The organism is Pseudomonas sp. LBUM1643, assembly GCF_059716215.1.
This window is the reverse complement of the sequence record NZ_CP166813.1, coordinates 3,118,960-3,138,065: the sequence shown is the minus strand read 5'-3', so window position 1 is coordinate 3,138,065 and position 19,106 is coordinate 3,118,960. Positions and strand designations below refer to the sequence as shown.

Genomic DNA, 19,106 nt, shown 5'->3' with positions numbered 1-19,106 from the left:
CCCTGTAGCAGCTGGCGAAGCCTGCGTTCGGCGACGCAGTCGTCGTAAAACCTGTAAACGCGGTATTCCTGACACACCGCAACGTATGGTTCCACGACGACTGCGTCGCCGAACGCAGGCTTCGCCAGCTGCTACAGGTCTTGCGAAGCCCGAAGGACGCCGTAAATCTCCGAAACCACCTGCGCCGTTGCCTCTTCGATCGTCCCTTCATTACGACATAACACCCAGCCCTGATCCGCAACCGCTCGCTCGAACGCCTGGGTGCAAGCGACCTGCTCTTCCAGGTTATGGATCACCGTACTGCCCAATCCACGGGTTCGTGCCGCGGCCCTCGCCCATGAAATTTCAGGGTCGGTGACAACGCCGACATGCAGGTCGGGCACTTGCACGTTTCGATCAAGATTCAACTGCAGAATGTCTGCAAACGGGACGAGCCGGCGAAACGCGGCGTCAGAGGGGTACCAGCGATCGATCAGGATGATGCTGTCAGCTGGCTGTTCAGGCAGCACGTGCCGGGAAATCCAGGCCCGGCTGTCCGCAAAGCGCTCACAAACCGCCCACTCCAGATCCCGACCGGGATTTCTGGCGAGCGTGTTAACGAGGGCCATGGTTTCACCCCGGTAGGGATCGCTCTTTTTCTCGCACAGTCGGATGACCTTTTTGTTGTCTGCCCTCAGCGCTTTCGTCACGGCCTCCAACAGTGTGGTTTTGCCGGTGCCCTTGGGCCCATCAAGCGAAACAAACAGCGAACGATTCATGCTTCAAAGAACGGTTGAATGACGGTTTTTCCAACGCTCGAATCGTGCGATTGCATCTTGCTTCCTTAACGACATCAACTAACCAAGGGGGCGGAGAAAACCGAGGTCAAACCCAGAGCGCTATTTCCCGCTGCGTTGCGCTTGAGCAAAGTTTCAAAGTGGCGGGGACAGTACATTAGCCGACCCCAACTGAACACTCAGCGAAGCCAGATATTCGCCAAATCCCCCGCGACATTTGAAATCCTTGCGTGCACTGGTCACGACGGGGTTGGTCGCTGTCCACACGATATTCGCGCTGATTTTTTCAAGATCCGCCACCAGATGAACGTCCTCATGGGCCGCCAGATGCTGGAAACCTCCGGCCTCGCGATACGCAGTGGCGCTCAGGCCCAGATTGGCGCCGTGGATGTGCCGGTGATTCTCGATAAACTGGTAGCGTTCCAGGTATTGCGTGCGAACCGATTCCCCATGCTCCCTCCAACTGTCCACTTCGACCGTGCCGCACACGGCGTCAGCCATGAAGTCGAGTTGCCGGGCGATCCAGTCAGGTGGCACCACGGTGTCGGCATCGGTAAACGCCAGCCATTGCGCGCCGGCGCTGAGCAATTCTTCAGCCCCGGTCGCCCGGGCTTTGCCGACGTTCTGAAAAGAGACATTGACCGTGCTGACGTCCATTCCACAGACCAGGCGGGCCGTGTCGTCCGAGCAGTCGTCCAGAACGACCACCACCCTGACCTCCCGCCCCAAAAGCCCCGGATGCCTGGCGGCAATCAGGATGGACGACAGGCAGGCGATGATGTGTTTTTCTTCGTTATGGGCTGGTATCACAACGCCGATCATTGACGTTCCCTCTTTCCGGCAAAGTGTGTGGTCTCCAGTTATCGACACTGTGCTTTATCAGAAGGTTTAAAGAATGTGAGGCGCCCAGCCACACCTGGCCAACGCGCCTGTCTACGGTTAAATCGTGCCTGCGTCCTCCGGACGATCCTGCACCCACTGCCAAAACAACTGATACCCCACCGCCAGCACCACCGGCCCGATGAACAGCCCGATAATCCCGCTGGTGACCATGCCACCCAGCGCGCCAATCAGTATCACCGGCATCGGTACATCAACACCGCGCCCCAACAGCAAGGGTTTGAGCACGTTATCGACGAGGCCTGCAACGAACACGTAAATGGAGAAGGTAATGGTCCCGGTGGTGGCGCCTTCAGTGGCAATGACGAAAGCAATCACAGGGATCGTGATCAAGCTCACCGGTAATTGCATGATGCCGAGCAGCAACACGGCCAATGCAAGCAGGCCGGCGCCGGGGATGCCTTTGAACACGAAGCCAAGTCCGACCAGCAGCATCTGGATAAAGGCGATGCCGACCACTCCGAGTGCGACCGCGCGAATGGTTGCGGTGCACAGTTCGGCGATTTTCGGGCCCTTGATCGGACCGTTGAGCCGCGAGGCGATCTGCACCGCACTGCGGCTGCCGGCTTCACCGTGGGCCATGAAGATGCCGGCGATGATCAAGGCGAAAATAAACATCAGAAAACCCATGCCGACACCGGCAAGCTTACTCAATAGGGCCAAGGAGACGTGTTTGATTTGCGGAATGTATTTGGCGGTCAGGTCGGGAAGATCGGTTGAAGCCTGCAACCACAGGTCAGAGAGCGGTTTGCCCACCAAGGGCCAGTCGGCCACGGATGCAGCCGGCGGCGGCACATGGAAACCGCCTTCCTTGACGACAACCATGGCGTGCTCGACCGAGTCGGCAATCGAAGTCCCCATCAGGTAAATCGGCACCATCAAGATCACAATGGCGATCACGACGATCAGCGTCGCCACATAGCCGGGTTTTTTCCCTCGTCGTCCCATCAGCCAGGTCTGCAGGGGGTAAAGCGTGATCGCCAGGATCAACGACCACAGCAGCAGGTCACGGAACGGCTTGAAGATCTCGAAGCAGAACAGCACCAGAACAGTGATCAGTCCCGCACGAATCAGCACATCGAGCAAAGTGCGGGCGAACGCCTTTTCGTTTATCGGTGAGGGCACCATAAAAACCTCCATGCTGATCGGGTCAACGCTCGGTAAAGCGGTTAGCCCAGCATAGACGTTGGTTTGAAAGCGCGAGGGGTCAGCGTAATTTCAACGGATCGATCAGCTCGGCGGCGATGGCCATGGCGGCACCACGCGTTTCGTCCTGGGCGCGTCGGGACACATCGCCGGAGTCATCAATCCACCGGCCCGCGAAAAACGTCATTACTGGATCAATGACCGGGTCACTGAAGATCCGGAACTCTGGTTCAAGGATGCCCGGCAACAGAGCGGCAGTTGGTGGAATGACTGGTTTGTCTGGCTGGCTGAACACGCCGGCGAGCGTGAGCCATCAGCGACGCAGATCGGCAATGCCCACTACCCGGCACTGGAGCCGGCACCGGGGCGTTATGTAAAGCAATAACCTCCACTTCCCGAGGGAGCGGCAGCGAACACAAAACCTGCATCCAACACACAACCCTTGTAGGAGTGAGCCTGCTCGCGATAGCAGAGTTCAATCGACATCATCGTTGCCTGAGACACCGTCATCGCGAGCAGGCTCACTCCTACAGTTTGATCTGGGGGCATCTGGGAGAAAGTTGTTGCCTGCCAGGCCGCCACCGTCGGAACGCCGCCCGGACCAAGCTCAGCTTCCACAGGTTAAGCAAGTACCTGGGTGAACACCGCACTTCAAAACTGGATTGGCTATCAAGCCCCCCTGTCCCAAGCCGCTCGCTCCCAATGGCTCAGGCGATTATCATGGCCCTCATCCTCAATCCAGCCTGCTATGAGACTGTGCATGACCTTCGATTTTGATCAGGTGTTCGATCGCCACAACACTGGCAGTACCAAATGGAGTCGCTACCCGGCTGACGTGCTGCCGATGTGGGTGGCGGACATGGATTTCGCTGCGCCACCGGTCATTGTTCAGGCGCTGCAAAAACGTCTTGAGCACCCACTGCTCGGTTATAGCGTTTCCCAGGATGATCTGCGCGAAGCCATTGTTGCCGACTTATGGAACAAATACGCCTGGCGTGTTGATCCGCAGGCACTGATCTTTCTGCCGGGGGTCGAGTCGGGGTTCAACATGGCGCTGAATGCGCTGATCGAGCCTCAGCAGAACGTCGTGGTTCAGGTGCCGAATTACCCGCCGTTGCGCCATGCACCCGGTCATTGGGGGCTGAACAAGGTTGAGCTGGAGTTCGTCGCCCAGGCAGACGGCACGTATTCCACTCCTCTCGATACGTTGCGCCAGTCGTTGCAAGGTGGCGGCGCCCTGCTCTTGAGCAATCCGCACAATCCGCTGGGCAAGGCATTTCCTCGCGAAGAGCTGTTAGCGGTGGCGCAGATCTGCCTGGCGCAGGACGCGTGGATCATCTCCGACGAAATCCATGCCGAGCTGTGCTTCGACGGTCGCGTGCACATTCCGACGGCCTCCCTGAGCCCGGACATTGCCCGCCGCACCATCACGTTGATGTCCGCCAGCAAGGCTTACAACATTGCCGGGCTGAAGACATCGTTCATGATCATTGAGGACCCGGCGTTGCGCGCGCGGGTCAACCACGCCCGTTGCGGCATGGTCGACAGCGTCAACCCGCTGGGCATGGAAGCGACACGTGTGGCCTACAGCGAAGCCGCGCCCTGGCTGGCAGAGCTCAAGACGTACCTGCAAGCCAACCGCGATTACCTGGTCGACGCCGTTCGCACCCGGTTGCCGGGCATTACCATGAATGTGCCGCAAAGCACGTATTTGGCGTGGCTCGACTGTTCGGCCCTGGGCCTGGACAATCCGCAGCAGTTTTTCCTGGAACAGGCAAAGGTCGGTTTGAGCGCGGGCCTGGACTTCGGTGATCAACACCAACAGTTCGTGCGCCTCAACTTCGGCTGCCCGCGTTCATTGCTGGAAGAAGGAATCGCACGGATGGAACGCAGCTTGCGCCACCTAAAGGCCTGACCCTCCCGCAATCCACCGCCCACACAACCCTGACCACTGCCGCATTATCCGGCGAAAACACACAACCCCTGTAGCAGCTGGCGAAGCCTGCGTCCGGCTGCGCAGCAGTCGTAAATCCAGTGAACGCGGTGGGTCAGAATGGATCTGATCGCCAGGTTTAACGACTGCTGCGCAGCCGGACGCAGGCTTCGCCAGCTGCTACAGGGGGCTGGGTCGCCAAGCAAACCACAGGGTTATTGGGTACTATGTCGCCCCTCTTTTGCAGCCCCGTTCTGCGCCCTGCCGAATAAGCCGATTCCATGCCCTTTGAACTCAGCGTTGACCTCACTACCCTGGCCATTCTGGCCTTCGTTGCCTTTATAGCCGGATTCATCGACGCCATTGCCGGTGGCGGTGGTCTGTTGACGACGCCCGCCTTGCTGACCGCGGGCCTGCCCCCGCATCTGGTGTTGGGCACCAACAAACTCAGTTCGACCTTCGGCTCCGCCACCGCCAGTCTCACCTTCTATCGGCGCAAGCTGTTTCATCCGAGGCAGTGGGTGCACGCCATTGTCGGCACCCTGATCGGCGGGTTGACGGGCGCAGTGGTTGCGCACTACCTCCCGGCAGAATGGCTGAACAAAATGCTCCCGGTGATCGTTTTCGCCTGCGGCCTGTACCTGTTGTTCGGCGGCACGCCGAAGGCACCGCTGGACAGCGACGCACCGATCAAGAAGAAGTGGCAGTCGACCCAGGGCTTCACCCTCGGGTTCTACGACGGCATTGCCGGCCCTGGCACGGGCGCGTTCTGGACTGTCAGCAGTATGCTCATGTACCCCATCGACCTGGTGAAGGCCAGCGGCGTGGCGCGCAGCATGAACTTCGTCAGCAACATCGCAGCGCTGTCGGTGTTCGTGTTTTCCGGGCAGGTGGACTGGATCATCGGCCTGAGCATGGGCCTGTCAGTGATGGTCGGCGCGTTTTTCGGAGCTCGCACCGCCATCAGCGGCGGCGCGAAGTTCATTCGCCCGGTTTTCATCACCGTGGTGCTGGGCTTGACCGTGCGGTTAGCCTGGCAACACTGGTTCAGCGTGGCCTAAGCGCCGCGCCACATAGACGTCGATCAGGTAACGGGCAATCGAGCGAGACGCGGGCAACGGCGGCAAGTCGTGAACGTTGAACCACTGGGCGTCTTCGATCTCGTCTTCCTGACACACGATTTCGCCACCGGCGTACTCGGCGTGAAACCCCAGCATCATGGAATGCGGAAACGGCCAGCACTGACTGCCCAGGTACTGGATGTTCCTGACCTCGATCTGCACCTCTTCGCGCACCTCGCGAATCAGGCACTCCTCGGCTGATTCGCCCGGTTCGGCAAACCCCGCCAGCGTGCTGTACACCCCGGTAACGAAACGCGGGGAGCGCGCCAGGAGGACTTCATCGCCTCGGGTGATCAGCACGATCATGCTCGGCGAAATCCGCGGGTAGCTGCGCAGGTTGCAGGGCGCGCAAAACATCGCTCGCTCGCGGGGAACTTGCACCATCGCCTGACCGCAGTTGCCGCAGAAGCGATGCTCGCGCGCCCAGGTGCCAATTTGCGCGGCATAACCCAGCACCTTGTACAGCGTGTGGTCGCCCTCAAGCATGAAGGCCCGCAAGTCTTTCCAGTTGCAGCCCGGCACTTCGCTGTGGCTATGCAGCTCCAGCAGGTAAACCGGCTCGCCGTCCAGATGACCGATGCCATGCTCGGCCAGAATCGACAGGTCCTGGCGCTTGAGCCACTCCCGTGGAAACAGCGCACCGTTGTCATCGAACAGAAAGCCCTCAGGGCTGCGCGCAACGCACCAGCCGCCGGGTTGATCGGTATCCAGTACTGCAGTGGTCCAGCGTGAAGTCATGTTTTATCAATCCAGAAATTCGGGTTTCTGTTTGCTCATATGGGCGGCCATGGCCACGCGCAAGTCAGTGGATTGCAGCATGGCGGCGTTCCAGGTGGCGACGTATTCGAGGCCGTCGTCGATGCGATGATCGCGCATGTAGCTGATCATCTCCTTGGTGCCGGTGATGGCGATCGGCGACTTGCTGGCGATCTCGCGGGCAATGCCCATCACGCCGTCCAGCAGGCTGTCCTTGTCGTTGTAGACGCGGTTGACCAGGCCCATGCCGCGTGCTTCCTCGGCACCAAACGAGCGACCAGTGTAAGCCAGTTCACGCAGCATGCCGTCACCGATGATGCGCGGCAAGCGTTGCAGGGTGCCGACGTCGGCGGCCATGCCGATGTCGATTTCCTTGATCGAAAATTGTGCGTCTTCGGCGGCGTAACGCATGTCGCACGCGGAAATCAGGTCGATGGCACCGCCCAGGCAATAGCCCTGAATCGCCGCGAGCACCGGTTTGCGGCAATTGTCGACGGCATTGAAGGACGCTTGCAGGGCGAGGATCTTGCGCCGCAACAGACGCGCATTGCGCCCAACGTCCTTGCCCAGTTCATTGGCCACACCGGCCAGCATCATCAGGTCGATACCGGAGGAGAAATGCTTGCCGTTGCCGCTGATCACTACCGCGCGCACTTCATCGGTGTCATCGATCCATTGAAAGATCTCGATGATCTCGGTCCAGAACGCCGCATTCATCGAGTTGATCTTTTCTGGCCGATTGATCTGCACATGGGCGACTTTATCAACCAGTTCGACGGCGAACGCGGTGTACTGAGACATGGCAGTGATCCTTTACCGGGTAAAAAATTGAGGCCGGAACTATACCAAGGCCGCCTGCCCGGCAGTAAGGCAGTGGTTCGGCCAAATGCGGGACTTGGGTGATCGCACCACAACAGTGCAAACAAACTGTCACACATCGCCCACTATTGTGACTCGCCAGTCACTTTATGAGGCAGCACGAAAAATAAAACTGCCCTTCGTCGGTGCAATCTCCCTGCGAAGGGCTTCGTTCGTTACCCTCTGAATACGATTGTCGAACAATTTACCCGGCTGGGCTGGCCCGCTCTAGGTTCTGGCCTAGACTCAGTTTCGCCGGTCGAAACCGGTCGGTCACGGTTGGGGAAAATAGAAGAAACTTTTGCGACACGCGGCAGGTCAGCTTAAAGACGGGGGCGTTGCGACTGGTTCGATCCTTGCAATACCTCCTCCAGCCATTCTGCTTTAACGCATTGGCAGCGTTTGCTCACCGATGCGTAGCGCGTTTGCGCCCGGCCACAGGGACAGGCCACCGAACACCGTTGGTGCCAGACCTAGAATTAGATCAACAACACGGGAGATTCATATGATCAGTGCGGCTTTAGATATTCAGGGAGAACGTGCTCATCAGCAGGTCGGCGATACGAGCGCCGTGAGTGCACCCGCTGCGCAATCGGTCATTGTGCCCAGCGCCCGACCGCTGACACCGGTCACCAGCCAGAATCCGAATAAGAAACGCGTGCTGTTCGTCACCTCGGAAATTGCCGATCTGGTGAAGACCGGTGGTTTGGGTGACGTGTCTGCCGCCCTGCCCCGCGCCATGGCGCATTTGCATGATGTGCGAGTGTTGATCCCTGGCTATCCGCAGGTGCTGAACAGTGAAAACCCGATTCACATCATTGGCGAACTGGGCGGCCACGCGGCGCTGCCGCCCTGCAAGATCGGGCGCATGGACATGCCCGACGGTCTGGTCATCTACGTCTTGATTTGCCCCGAGCTCTACGAGCGCGAGGGTTCGCCTTACGGCGCCAACAACGGTCGCGACTGGCCGGATAACCACATTCGTTTCGCCCGCCTGGGTCTGGCAGCTGCCGATATCGCCGCCAACCTCGCGCAAATCCACTGGTGCCCGGACCTGGTCCATGCCCATGACTGGCCTGCCGGCCTGGCGCCTGCTTATATGCACTGGCGCGGACAGCGGACCCCGACGCTGTTCACCATTCACAACCTCGCCTACCAGGGCGTGACCAGTCTGGGCTCCTGCCCTGAGCTGGGCATTCCCAACCACGCCTTGCAGCAAGAAGGCATGGAATTCTACGGCAAGATGTCTTTCCTCAAGGCCGGCATGGCTTACTCCAGCCACATCACGACCGTCAGTGCGACCTACGCCCAGGAAATCACCACGCCGGACTTCGGCTGTGGCCTCGACGGTTTTCTCGCCGCCAAGACCCAGCAAGGCCTGCTCAGTGGTATTCCCAACGGCATCGACGAAAGCTGGGATGCCGCCACCGACCCGCACCTGTTCTGCCCTTTCAGCATTGGCGATTGGGAAGGCAAGGCGGTTAACGCGGCCCATGTCCGCGAACTGTTCGGCCTTGCCGATTCGCAGGGCCCGCTGTTTGCCGTGGTCTCGCGTCTGGTCTACCAGAAAGGCCTGGACCTGACGGAAGCGGTGTCCGAATACATCGTCAAATCCGGCGGTCAAATTGCGATTATCGGTCGCGGCGAGCCCGAAGAAGAGCAAGCCATGCGTGAACTCGCTCTGCGCTTCCCGGGCCAGATTGGCGTGCGTATCGGTTTCAACGAGACCGACGCCCGGCGTATGTTCGCCGGCAGCGACTTCCTGTTGATGCCTTCGCGTTACGAGCCTTGCGGCTTGAGTCAGATGTACGCCCAGCGTTTCGGATCGTTACCGGTGGCACGCAATACCGGCGGTCTGGCCGACACCATTGAAAACGGCGTAACCGGTTTCCTCTTCGACGAATCAACGGCAGAGAGTTACCAGGAAGCCCTGAGCCGCGCATTCAAGGTGTTTGCCTACCCCGATCTGCTCAACGCCATGCGTTGCCGTGCCATGGCCGCACCGTTCAACTGGTGCAAGGCGGTCGAACCCTACGCCGAACTTTACGAACAGCTAGTCGCCAAAGCGCTAGGAAAGTCGCACAAACAGTAAGAGGTTTTCATAGATGCCGTTACGGACCCTTGAAACCTGGCCCCACGGCGCAATGATGCTGGATGCAGAGCACACGCGTTTTGCCTTGTGGGCGCCAGACGCACGTGAAGTCAGTGTCGAACTGGAAGATGGAAAATCCTTGCCGCTACTGTCTCAGGCCAATGGCTGGTTCGTGATCGAAACGCGTTGCCCCGCCGGCACGCGCTACCGCTACAACATTGATGGTGAACTGCAAGTGCCTGACCCGGCTTCCCGGGCCCAGGCCGGCGACCTCCACGAGCACAGCGTGGTGGTCGACCCCCTCGCCTACCCATGGCAACACACCGCCTGGCAAGGGCGGCCCTGGAACGAGGCGGTAATTTACGAATTGCACGTTGGTGCGCTTGGCGGCTTCAGTGGCGTCGAACAGCACCTGGCGCGTCTCGTAGAATTGGGCATCACCGCCATCGAACTGATGCCTTTGGCGCAATTTCCCGGCGACCGCAATTGGGGCTACGACGGGGTACTGCCCTATGCACCCCAGTCCTCCTATGGCACGCCGGAACAACTCAAACACCTGATCGATACCGCCCACGGCCACGGCCTGGCGGTGATTCTCGACGTCGTCTACAACCACTTCGGCCCGGACGGCAACTACCTGCATCGCTACGCCAAGGGTTTCTTCAACGAAGACAAGCACACCCCCTGGGGCGCGGCCATCGACTTCCAGCGACGCGAAGTACGTGACTTCTTCATCGACAATGCGTTGATGTGGCTGATGGAGTACCGCTTCGACGGGTTGCGCTTCGACGCGGTACACGCCATCGAAAGCCCGGATTTCCTGCAGGAACTGGCCGAGCGCATCCGCCAGCAGACAGACCCGGCGCGGCATGTGTGGCTGACGGTCGAGAACGAGCACAACCAGGCCAGCCTGCTGCAGGAAGGCTTCGACGCGCAGTGGAACGACGACGGCCATAACGCCTTGCACGTGCTGCTGACCGGTGAGACCGACGCCTATTACGCCGAGTTCGCCGACGACCCCACGGAAAAACTGGCGCGTTGCCTGAGCCAGGGTTTCGTGTTCCAGGGCCATACCAATCGCGACGGTGAAGCGCGCGGCGAGCCCAGCGGGCATTTGCCGACCAGTGCGTTCGTGTTGTTTTTACAGAACCATGACCAGATCGGCAATCGCGCCTTTGGCGAACGGCTGCACCAACTGACCCATCCAGAGGCGTTAAAAGCGGCGACCGTGTTGTTGCTGTTGTCACCGATGATCCCGTTGATGTTCATGGGCGACGAGGTTGCCGCCGAGGAGCCATTCCTGTTCTTCACCAGCCACCACGGCGAACTGGCAGAGCTGGTGCGCGAAGGCCGCCGCAACGAGTTTTCCGCGTTCGACGCCTTCGCCGACCCGGAAAAACGTGAACGGATTCCCGACCCCAACGCACAACAGACCTTCGAAGCCTCCCGTCCGAACCTGACGGCAAATCGGCAATCCGCCATCTACGAGCTGTATCGACAACTGTTGAAGATTCGCCATCAGCACATCGTTGCCCACCTGGCGGGGACCCATCCGTTGGGTGCCGATGTGCTGGCGAAAGGCGCGGTGTCGGCGCGCTGGCAACTGGGCGACGGCAGTGAGCTGCGCATTGACCTGAACCTCAGCGACAAGCCGGTGGTCCACACTCCACAGGCCGGTGGCAGGCTGTTGTTCGAACACCCTGCGCAATCCGCCAGCCTGTTGGACAAGGGCCAACTCGCCCCGTATTGCGCGCTAGTCAATCTCAAGGCCGCAGCCCCTTTGCTACCCCCGGATGGAGAGCGCCAATGAGTGATGCGCAACTTGAAATACTGGCCAGCCGTGCCGGCCTGGCGGTCGACTGGATCGACGCCAACGGCCGCCCGCAGAAGGTCGCCCCCTCGGTATTACGCAATGTCCTGACCGGCCTCGGCCACCCAGCGAGCAGCGCGCAGGAAATTGATGAAAGCCTGCTTCAGTTGCAGGAAGTGCAACTGACCCGCCACCTGCCACCGATGCTCACCGTGGATTTCGGTGCCTCGCTCGACCTGGCGCATTACTTCGAGCCTCAGACACCCTGTGAAATCCACCTCGAAGACGGATCGCGGCTCCATCTGAAACTCGACTCAAAAGCGATGTTGCCCGGCCTGGTGCCCGTGGGTTACCAGCACGTCAGCATCGACGGACAACAATTCACCCTGGCCGTGGCGCCCGCTCGTTGCTACAGCGTCGGCGATGCCGTGGACAGCCCGATTCCGCGGGCCTGGGGACTGAGCGTGCAGCTCTATTCCCTGCGCCGAAAGGGTGATGGTGGTTTCGGGGATACCCAGGCACTGGAAGATCTGGCCCGTGTCGCCGGTGAACGAGGTGCCGAGGCGCTGGCGATCAGCCCGCTGCATGCGATGTTCAGCAGCGACACCCAGCGCTACAGCCCGTATTCGCCGTCCAGCCGTTTGTTTCTAAACAGCCTGTATGCGGCACCTGGCGCGATCCTCGGCGAACGGGCGATGCGTACCGCCATTGATTCCACCGGCCTCGCAGCTGAGCTCAAGCACCTGGAAGAACTGCCGCTGATCGACTGGCCGGTTGCTGCAGAGGTCAAGCATCGTCTGCTGCAGGCGTTGTATGAAGGCTTCATCCAGGGTGAACACCCGCTGCATGCCGACTTCAGCAGCTTCCGGCATGCCGGCGGTGAGGCGCTGGAAAACCATTGTCGCTTCGAAGCCATTCAAGAGGCTCGCGCCGCCAAGGGCGAACAGCTCGACTGGCGCGAGTGGCCCGAGCAATGGCGCGATCCACGCAGCGCCGCGCTCGCCGATTTCGCCGAAGAAAACGCGGGACGCATCGGTTTCTTCGCCTTCTGTCAGTGGCTGATCAGCCGATGCCTGGAGCGTGCGCAGACCGCCGCCCGCAGCAGCGGCATGAGCATTGGCCTGATCGCCGATCTGGCGGTCGGTGCCGACGGTGGCGGCAGTCAGGCCTGGGGTCGCCAGGATGAACTGCTCGCGTCCCTGACCGTGGGTGCGCCGCCGGACATTCTTAATCGCAGTGGCCAGGGCTGGGGGATTTCCGCATTCTCGCCTGAGGGGCTGGTGCGCAACGGCTTCCGCGCGTTCATCGAAATGCTCCGCGCCAATTTCGCCCACGCTGGCGGTTTGCGCATCGATCACGTCATGGGCCTGCAGCGGCTGTGGGTGATCCCTAATGGAGCATCGCCTGCCGATGGCGCCTACCTCTATTACCCGGTCGACGATCTGCTGCGGTTGCTGACACTCGAATCCCACCGTCACCAGGCCATCGTTCTCGGCGAGGACCTCGGCACGGTGCCGGACGGGCTTCAGGAAAAACTCATCGCGCGCTCGATCCTCGGCATGCGGGTGTTGTTGTTCGAGCAAGACAACGCACACTTCAAATCGATCCTGGACTGGCCGGACAACGCCCTGGCGACCACCAGCACCCATGATCTGCCGACGCTCAATGGCTGGTGGCACGGACGGGACATCGACTGGAACGCCCGACTCGGCCTGACCGACGCCAACGGTGAAATCGAATGGCGCCAGCACCGTGAACGCGAGCGCGAAGGCTTGCGTCGTGTCTTCCAGGAGGACCCGCAGAACTTCCGTGAAGAGTCCCATGAAACCGATCAGGTGCTCGACGCCAGCGTGCGTTTCCTCGGCCATACCCGTGCGCCGCTGGTGTTGCTGCCGCTGGAAGATGCCCTGGGCATCGAACAGCAGGCCAACCTGCCCGGCACCACCAACACCCACCCCAACTGGTGCCGGCGTTTTCCTGGCGACAGCGAAACGCTACTGGATGATCCAGACGCCGCCCGGCGCCTGGAATTGCTCGCCTGTGCGCGACTTCAAGCGGGTGAGCGCGACCAATGACTCAACGATCAATCCAACCGCTGCGCGCGACGCTGCGACTGCAATTTCATAAAGGCTTCACCCTGGATCAAGCGGTGCCCCTGGTGCCGTACTTCGCCCGACTGGGCATCAGTCACGTCTACGCCTCGCCGTTGCTCGCGGCGCGTGCCGGCTCAATGCACGGTTATGACGTGGTCGATCCGACGGCGGTCAATCCGGAGCTGGGCGGTGAACCCGCATTACGCCGGCTGGTGGCGGCTTTGCGTGAACAGAACATGGGGCTGATTCTCGACATCGTCTCCAACCACATGGCAGTCGGCGGGAGCGATAACCCCTGGTGGCTGGACTTGCTGGAATGGGGACGGCTCAGCCCTTATGGCGAGTTTTTCGACATCCAGTGGCATTCCCCCGACCCGTTGATGGAAGGCCAGTTGCTGCTGCCTTTCCTCGGCAGCGACTACGGCGTCGCGTTGCAGGACGGCACCCTGCCCCTGCGATTCGATGCGCAGCGCGGTTCGTTCCATGTCGAGCATTACGACCACCACTTCCCGATCTGCCCGTCCAGTTACGGTGAACTGCTCAAGACGGATGATGACTCGCTCAAATCACTGGCCGACCGTTTCAGCACGCTGAGCTATCAGACGGACGCTCACAGCCTGGCGATGCCTTTAAAGGCGGAGCTGCGCGAGTTGGCGAGCGATCCGGCTGTCCTCCAGCGCATTGAACAGAACCTCAAAGCCTACGACTCGCTGACACCGGAAGGTTTCCAGCGCTTGCACCAACTGCTGGAGCGCCAGAGTTATCGCCTCGCCAGCTGGCGCACCGCGGGGGACGACATCAACTGGCGGCGGTTTTTCGATGTCAACGAACTGGGTGGCTTGCGTGTCGAGCGTCCAGCGGTGTTCGAGGAAACCCACGCGAAAATATTCGAGTTGGTGGCCGAGGGCTTGATCGACGGACTGCGCATCGATCACATCGACGGACTCGCCGACCCTCGGGGCTATTGCCGCAAACTGCGCCGCCGTGTCGACAGCCTGTCGCCGGATCGGCACTTGCCGATCTACGTCGAGAAAATCCTCGGTGAAGGGGAAACCCTGCACCGCGACTGGTCGGTGGATGGCACCACCGGCTATGAATTCATGAACCAGTTGTCGCTGCTGCAACACGATCCCGCAGGCGCTCAGACCTTGGGTGATCTGTGGAACCGCTACAGCGAACGCCCTGCCGACTTCGGTCAGGAAGCGAAGCTTGCGCGGGCGCAGATCCTCAACGGCTCGTTGGCCGGCGACTTCGAAAGCGTCGCCCAGGCCTTGCTGCAAGTGGCCCGCGACGACCTGATGACCCGCGACCTGACCCTGGGCGCGATTCGTCGAGCGTTGCAGGAATTGATCGTGCACTTCCCGGTGTACCGCACCTACATCAGCCCCCGGGGACGCTCCAGCGAAGACGATGTGTTTTTCCAGCAGGCCATGGACGGTGCTCGACAAACCCTGGGCGAAGCCGATTGGCCGGTGCTCGATTGCCTGGCCGGATGGCTGGGTGGCAAGCCGTGGCGTGAACGTCCGATCGGTCGCTCGCGCAAGATCCTCAAGCATGCCTGTGTGCGTTTCCAGCAACTGACCTCGCCCGCCGCCGCCAAGGCTGTGGAAGACACCGCGTTCTACCGCTCGGCCGTGCTGCTGTCGCGTAACGATGTGGGGTTCAGCACCGAACAGTTCAGCGCGCCGGTCACTGGCTTCCACCAGGTCTGCGTCGATCGCCTCGAAGCCTTCCCGGACAACTTGCTGGCCACCGCCACCCACGATCACAAACGCGGTGAAGACACCCGCGCGCGCCTTGCGGTGCTCAGTGAACGCAGTGCCTGGTACGCCGAACAGGTTCCGCTCTGGCAAGCCCTCGCCCGCCCGCTGCGCAACGACGATTTGATGCCTTCCACGGGTGACGAACTGATCCTCTATCAAGCCATCCTCGGCAGCTGGCCGCTGGACTTGCGCAGCGATGATGGTCCGGCCCTCGAGGAATACGCCAAACGCTTGTGGCAGTGGCAACAAAAGGCGTTGCGTGAAGCCAAGTTGCAGAGCAGCTGGAGCGCGCCGAACGACGCGTATGAAAACGCGACCCAGGCATTCATCGAACGCCTGCTGTTAAGTCCTGACGGTGAGCTGCTGCGTTCTGCCCTGGGTAAAGCGGTTCAGACCATTGCCGCGCCCGGTGCACTCAACAGCTTGGCGCAAACCTTGCTGCGCATGACCGTGCCGGGCGTGCCGGACCTGTACCAGGGCAACGACTATTGGGACTTCACCCTGGTGGATCCGGACAATCGCCGGCCCGTGGATTACCTCAGCCGGCAACAGTCGCTGGAACAACCGCTGGACCTGACTGACCTGCTGGCGAACTGGCGGGACGGGCGGGTCAAGCAAGCGCTGATCACGAATACGCTGAACCTGCGGGCCGAGCATGCCGAACTGTTTGCCCGGGGTTCTTATCAGGCGCTCGAAGTGGTCGGGAGCGAGGCGCACCGGGTACTCGCATTCGTTCGCGAACTGGCGGGTAAACGAGCCATCGTGATCGTGCCGATTCGCTGCGCGCCATTGCTGAAAAACGGTGCCGAACCGCGCATTGATGCGCCGCAGTGGGGCGACACGCGGGTCAAGTTACCGTTCGAGTCATCCAACGAAAATCTGAATGGACTTTTTTCCAGCACAGCAGTCACAAAAAACAGGGAGCTGAACATCAGCGCCGCGCTGGGGGATTTCCCGGTCAATCTCTTTATCCAATTTTCTACCCAAGCTTGAGTTCAGTTCAGGAGCATAGCGATGAGTACCGACGATAAACGCGTTCGAGAATTTGCCTATCAGATCTGGGAGTCGGAAGGAAAACCCGAGGGCCAGGAAGCCCGTCACTGGGAGATGGCTCGCAAGCTCGCCGAGGCAGAAGCCCTGGCCCCGAGCAAGGCGCCAAAAGCAGGCGGTAGCAAGGGCGCCGCCAGCAAGACAGCTAAACCCAATGGCAAGCTTGACGAAAAGCTCGACATCAAGCCGGCGGCGAAGCCCAAGGCAGCGGCCAAGGCCAAGCCCGCAGCGGCTTCTTCGGTGATTCCGCCAGGCGAAAAAGCTGTCGAGAAAAAACCGAAAACCACGAAAAAACCCGCGGTCTGACGCTAGACATCGTTGACCTGTCTGAACCTGTGGCGAGCTCGCTCGCCACACAGGGCTTGTTTACCCTGAAAAAAGAACAAAAACACCCCACATTCCACTGTGGGAATGGGTCCTGTGGCGAGGGGATTTATCCCCGTTGGGTGGCGAAGCCGCCCTAAAAACTTAGGCCTGCTTCGCAGTCCAACGGGGATAAATCCCCTCGCCACAGGAGTTACCCCACGCAGGGATAATCCCCTTGCCACAGGGTTCACTCCCAGCAGGGAGAATTCACTTCACCATAGGGCTCGCCCAACAGAGCCAGCACCCTATGACGCTACCGCCCCCCATTTTGCAGGAGCAAATATGACCAGTCCGAAAAAACCCGCGACAGAACCTCACGCCGAGGCCTCGCGAATTCGTGAAGGCCTGCCCTTCCCGCTCGGTGCAACCTGGGATGGCCTGGGGGTCAACTTTGCCTTGTTTTCAGCGAATGCCACCAAAGTCGAACTGTGCATTTTCGATGACTCAGGTGAAGTCGAACTCGAGCGTATCGAGTTGCCCGAGTACACCGACGAGATCTACCACGGCTACCTGCCCGACGCCCATCCAGGGTTGATTTACGGCTACCGCGTGTACGGTCCGTACGACCCGGCTAACGGTCATCGTTTCAACCACAACAAACTGTTGATCGACCCGTACGCCAAGCAACTGGTCGGCCAGTTGAAATGGTCCGAAGCCTTGTTCGGCTACACCATTGGCCACCCCGACGCCGACCTCAGCTTCGACGAGCGTGACAGCGCACCGTTTGTGCCCAAGTGCAAAGTGATCGACCCGGCTCACACCTGGGGCCACGACCATCGAGTCAGTGTGCCGTGGGACAAGACCATCATTTATGAGACCCACGTTCGCGGCATCAGCATGCGTCACCCCTCCGTCCCCGAAAATGTACGCGGTACGTTTGCCGGGTTGATGGTTGATGACGTCCTTGAACACATCCGCAAACTGGGCGTGTCGTCCGTCGAGCTGCTGCCGATCCATGCGTTCGTCAACGACCAGCACCTGCTGCACAAAGGCATGACCAACTACTGGGGCTACAACAGCATCGCGTTTTTCGCCCCGGACCCGCGTTACCTGGCCAGTGGCAAGATCGCCGAATTCAAGGAAATGGTTGCGCACCTGCACGAAGCGAACCTGGAAGTGATTCTGGACGTGGTCTACAACCACACCGCCGAGGGCAATGAACAGGGCCCGACCCTGTCCATGCGCGGCATCGACAACGCGTCCTACTACCGCTTGATGCCAGATGACAAGCGCTACTACATCAACGATTCCGGCACCGGCAACACCCTCGACCTGAGCCACCCCTGCGTCCTGCAAATGGTCACCGACTCCCTGCGTTACTGGGCCACGGAAATGCACGTGGACGGTTTCCGCTTTGACCTCGCGACGATTCTGGGGCGCTACCATGACGGTTTTGACGAGCGCCACAGCTTCCTGGTGGCCTGCCGCCAGGATCCGGTACTGCGCCAGGTGAAGATGATCGCCGAACCCTGGGATTGCGGCCCCGGTGGGTATCAGGTCGGTGGCTTTCCGCCGGGCTGGGTCGAATGGAACGACAAATTCCGCGACACCGTACGCGCCTTCTGGAAAGGCGACGACGGTCAGTTGGCCGATTTCTCCAGCCGCATGACGGCCTCCGGCGAAATGTTCAACCAGCGAGGTCGACGTCCGTATGCGTCGGTGAACTTCATCACGGCTCACGATGGCTTCACGCTCAATGACCTGGTGTCGTACAACGACAAGCACAACGAAGCCAACGACGAGAACAATCAGGACGGCAGCAACAACAACCTGTCCTGGAACCACGGCGTCGAAGGCCCGACCGACGATCCGGAAATCAACGAGCTGCGTCAGCGGCAGATGCGCAACTTCTTCGCCACGCTGCTGCTGTCCCAGGGCACGCCGATGCTGGTCGCCGGCGACGAATTCGCCCGCACCCAGGATGGTAATAACAACGCCTACTGCCAGGACAGCGAAATCGGTTGGGTCAACTGGGACCTCAGCGAAGACGGCAAGGCGTTGCTCAAATTCGTCAAACGCCTGATCAAGCTGCGCCTGGCCTACCCGATCCTGCGTCGCGGGCGTTTCCTGGTGGGTAATTACAACGAGGACATTGGCGTCAAGGACGTGACCTGGTTGGCACCCGATGGCAGTGAAATGACCATTGAACAGTGGGAAGAAGCCCACGGTCGCTGCCTCGGCATGCTGCTCGACGGCCGCGCTCAGGAAACAGGAATACGCCGCAAGGGCGCGGACGCCACGCTGTTGCTGGTGGTCAATGCGCACCACGACGTGGTCAATTTCACCTTGCCGGAAGTGCCGGATGGCGGTTTCTGGACCTGCATGATCGACACCAACCAACCCTCGATCCGAGGTCAGGAGCGCTTCGAGTTCGGCCATGAATACTCCGTCACCGGCCGCTCGTTGCTGCTGTTCGAACTGCAGCGTGAGGAAGAAGAGTGA

General features: G+C 60.4%; 13 protein-coding genes and 1 pseudogene. 9 read left to right on the top strand and 5 right to left on the bottom strand.

Going from position 1 to position 19,106, the window contains the following annotated elements; genetic code table 11:
* Positions 1 to 131: 131 nt before the first annotated feature.
* The 3 genes from ACA063_RS14115 to ACA063_RS14105 form a co-directional block, all read right to left on the bottom strand.
* Complete coding sequence (locus tag ACA063_RS14115) at positions 132 to 758, bottom strand: dTMP kinase (protein WP_497666373.1); 627 nt, start codon at positions 756 to 758, stop codon at positions 132 to 134.
* A 153-nt stretch (positions 759 to 911) separates the two neighbouring features.
* Positions 912 to 1,598: a glycosyltransferase family 2 protein gene (locus ACA063_RS14110; protein ID WP_497666372.1), complete on the bottom strand. Its 687-nt coding sequence runs from the start codon at positions 1,596 to 1,598 to the stop codon at positions 912 to 914.
* Positions 1,599 to 1,715: 117 nt separating this feature from the next.
* On the bottom strand, positions 1,716 to 2,804 hold the full coding sequence (locus ACA063_RS14105) for an AI-2E family transporter (RefSeq protein WP_497666371.1): 1,089 nt from the start codon (positions 2,802 to 2,804) through the stop codon (positions 1,716 to 1,718).
* A 127-nt stretch (positions 2,805 to 2,931) separates the two neighbouring features.
* On the opposite strand from ACA063_RS14105, the pseudogene ACA063_RS14100 reads away from it, so the two are divergent.
* The 3 genes and pseudogenes from ACA063_RS14100 to ACA063_RS14090 form a co-directional block, all read left to right on the top strand.
* Positions 2,932 to 3,207: pseudogene (locus ACA063_RS14100) on the top strand (class I poly(R)-hydroxyalkanoic acid synthase); the annotation flags it as partial.
* Positions 3,208 to 3,582: 375 nt separating this feature from the next.
* Positions 3,583 to 4,737 carry a MalY/PatB family protein gene (locus ACA063_RS14095; RefSeq protein ID WP_497666370.1) on the top strand — a complete coding sequence of 385 codons (1,155 nt, stop codon included), beginning with the start codon at positions 3,583 to 3,585 and terminating at the stop codon, positions 4,735 to 4,737.
* A gap of 299 nt (positions 4,738 to 5,036) precedes the next feature.
* Positions 5,037 to 5,816, top strand: a complete 780-nt coding sequence (locus ACA063_RS14090) for a TSUP family transporter (RefSeq protein ID WP_497666369.1) — start codon at positions 5,037 to 5,039, stop codon at positions 5,814 to 5,816.
* Here the strand turns inward: ACA063_RS14090 and nudC are convergent.
* Both nudC and ACA063_RS14080 read right to left on the bottom strand, forming a co-directional pair.
* Positions 5,784 to 6,614, bottom strand: a complete 831-nt coding sequence (gene nudC, locus ACA063_RS14085; protein WP_497666368.1) for an NAD(+) diphosphatase — start codon at positions 6,612 to 6,614, stop codon at positions 5,784 to 5,786. The two genes, ACA063_RS14090 and nudC, sit on opposite strands and share 33 nt — an antisense overlap.
* 6 nt (positions 6,615 to 6,620) lie before the next feature.
* The gene (locus ACA063_RS14080; RefSeq protein ID WP_497666367.1) at positions 6,621 to 7,433 is read right to left on the bottom strand and encodes a crotonase/enoyl-CoA hydratase family protein; all 813 of its coding nucleotides are present in this window, start codon (positions 7,431 to 7,433) and stop codon (positions 6,621 to 6,623) included.
* A gap of 562 nt (positions 7,434 to 7,995) precedes the next feature.
* On the opposite strand from ACA063_RS14080, the gene glgA reads away from it, so the two are divergent.
* The 6 genes from glgA (at position 7,996) to glgX (ending at position 19,106) form a co-directional block, all read left to right on the top strand.
* Positions 7,996 to 9,582: a glycogen synthase GlgA gene (gene glgA, locus ACA063_RS14075; protein WP_194693195.1), complete on the top strand. Its 1,587-nt coding sequence runs from the start codon at positions 7,996 to 7,998 to the stop codon at positions 9,580 to 9,582.
* Between the two features lie 13 nt (positions 9,583 to 9,595).
* Complete coding sequence (gene treZ / locus ACA063_RS14070) at positions 9,596 to 11,392, top strand: malto-oligosyltrehalose trehalohydrolase (protein ID WP_497666366.1); 1,797 nt, start codon at positions 9,596 to 9,598, stop codon at positions 11,390 to 11,392.
* Entirely contained in the window at positions 11,389 to 13,467 is a 2,079-nt protein-coding gene (gene malQ, locus ACA063_RS14065; protein WP_497666365.1) for a 4-alpha-glucanotransferase, read from the top strand. The genes treZ and malQ overlap by 4 nt, the downstream gene beginning before the upstream one ends.
* Complete coding sequence (locus tag ACA063_RS14060) at positions 13,464 to 16,241, top strand: malto-oligosyltrehalose synthase (RefSeq protein ID WP_497666364.1); 2,778 nt, start codon at positions 13,464 to 13,466, stop codon at positions 16,239 to 16,241. Before malQ ends, ACA063_RS14060 begins: the two co-directional genes overlap by 4 nt.
* A 21-nt stretch (positions 16,242 to 16,262) precedes the next feature.
* The gene (locus ACA063_RS14055; protein WP_497666363.1) at positions 16,263 to 16,604 is read left to right on the top strand and encodes a DUF2934 domain-containing protein; all 342 of its coding nucleotides are present in this window, start codon (positions 16,263 to 16,265) and stop codon (positions 16,602 to 16,604) included.
* Between the two features lie 342 nt (positions 16,605 to 16,946).
* Positions 16,947 to 19,106, top strand: a complete 2,160-nt coding sequence (gene glgX / locus ACA063_RS14050; RefSeq protein WP_497666362.1) for a glycogen debranching protein GlgX — start codon at positions 16,947 to 16,949, stop codon at positions 19,104 to 19,106.

Excerpts from the sequence above, each read along its gene's own strand:
- ACA063_RS14055 (WP_497666363.1), top strand. The coding sequence starts at position 16,263 with ATGAGTACCGACGATAAACGCGTTCGAGAATTTGCCTATCAGATCTGG.
- ACA063_RS14090 (WP_497666369.1), top strand. The coding sequence starts at position 5,037 with ATGCCCTTTGAACTCAGCGTTGACCTCACTACCCTGGCCATTCTGGCC.
- ACA063_RS14080 (WP_497666367.1), bottom strand. The coding sequence starts at position 7,433 with ATGTCTCAGTACACCGCGTTCGCCGTCGAACTGGTTGATAAAGTCGCC.
- malQ (WP_497666365.1), top strand. The coding sequence starts at position 11,389 with ATGAGTGATGCGCAACTTGAAATACTGGCCAGCCGTGCCGGCCTGGCG.
- glgA (WP_194693195.1), top strand. The coding sequence starts at position 7,996 with ATGATCAGTGCGGCTTTAGATATTCAGGGAGAACGTGCTCATCAGCAG.
- glgX (WP_497666362.1), top strand. The coding sequence starts at position 16,947 with ATGACCAGTCCGAAAAAACCCGCGACAGAACCTCACGCCGAGGCCTCG.
- ACA063_RS14095 (WP_497666370.1), top strand. The coding sequence starts at position 3,583 with ATGACCTTCGATTTTGATCAGGTGTTCGATCGCCACAACACTGGCAGT.
- ACA063_RS14060 (WP_497666364.1), top strand. The coding sequence starts at position 13,464 with ATGACTCAACGATCAATCCAACCGCTGCGCGCGACGCTGCGACTGCAA.
- ACA063_RS14115 (WP_497666373.1), bottom strand. The coding sequence starts at position 758 with ATGAATCGTTCGCTGTTTGTTTCGCTTGATGGGCCCAAGGGCACCGGC.
- nudC (WP_497666368.1), bottom strand. The coding sequence starts at position 6,614 with ATGACTTCACGCTGGACCACTGCAGTACTGGATACCGATCAACCCGGC.
- ACA063_RS14110 (WP_497666372.1), bottom strand. The coding sequence starts at position 1,598 with ATGATCGGCGTTGTGATACCAGCCCATAACGAAGAAAAACACATCATC.
- treZ (WP_497666366.1), top strand. The coding sequence starts at position 9,596 with ATGCCGTTACGGACCCTTGAAACCTGGCCCCACGGCGCAATGATGCTG.
- ACA063_RS14105 (WP_497666371.1), bottom strand. The coding sequence starts at position 2,804 with ATGGTGCCCTCACCGATAAACGAAAAGGCGTTCGCCCGCACTTTGCTC.